We start from the raw sequence: 916 nt of genomic DNA on the forward strand, positions 1-916 counted from the left end.
ACCGCCATGCCGACACCGGGCTGGGCGCAGACGCCGAAGAAGGGCGGGCGGCTTGTGCTTGCCGCAGATTCCGAACCGCGCAACCTCAACCCGGCGATCGTCGCTTCCAACGGCGTCTTCTTCATCTCCAGCAAGATCGTCGAAACGCTGGCCGAAGCCTCCTACGACGGCAAGGACGGACTCGCGCCAAGGCTGGCGCTGAGCTGGGAGGGTGCCGCCGACGGGCTCTCGGTGACGTTCAAACTGCGCGACGGCGTCAAATGGCATGACGGCAAGCCGTTCACCTCCGCCGACGTGGCCTTCTCGGCGCTGCAGATCTGGAAGCCGCTGCAGAACCTCGGCCGCACCGTGTTCAAGGACCTGGCCAGCGTCGAGACCCCCGACGATCTCACCGGTGTGTTCAAATTCGCCAAGCCGACGCCGTTCCAGCTGATCCGCAACGCGCTGCCGGCGCTGAGCAGCGTGGTGCCGAAGCACATCTACGAGGTCGGCAAGATCGAGGACAACCCGGCCAACAACGCGCCCATCGGCACCGGACCGTTCAAATTCGGCGAGTACAAGGCCGGCCAGTATTACCGGCTGACCAAAAACACCGACTACTGGGGCAAGGACGAGCCCTATCTCGATGAGATCATCTATCAGGTGCTGCCGGATCGCACGTCCGCGGCCAGCGCGCTGGAGGCCGGAGAGATCCAGCTGGCGGCCTTTTCCGCCGTGCCGCTGGCCGACCTCGACCGCATCTCGAAAGTGCCGGGGCTGAAAGTGATCACCAAGGGTTACGAAGGGCTGACCTATCAACTCGTCGTCGAGATCAATCATCGCCGCAAGGAACTGGCCGACGTCAAAGTGCGGCAGGCGATCGCACATGCCATCGACAAGGATTTCGTCGTCAAGACGGTGTTCCTCGGCTATGCCG

At 63.5% G+C, this 916-nt stretch carries 1 protein-coding gene; it reads left to right on the top strand.

Annotated features, from left to right (window positions below; genetic code table 11):
• Window positions 1-6: 6 nt before the first annotated feature.
• The coding region (locus tag ENZ74_RS33100) for an ABC transporter substrate-binding protein (RefSeq protein WP_245471065.1) at window positions 7-916 on the top strand (910 nt) is incomplete at its 3' end.

Source organism: Mesorhizobium sp. M7A.F.Ca.CA.002.15.2.1 (assembly GCF_003998715.1).
Taxonomy (GTDB): domain Bacteria; phylum Pseudomonadota; class Alphaproteobacteria; order Rhizobiales; family Rhizobiaceae; genus Mesorhizobium; species Mesorhizobium ciceri.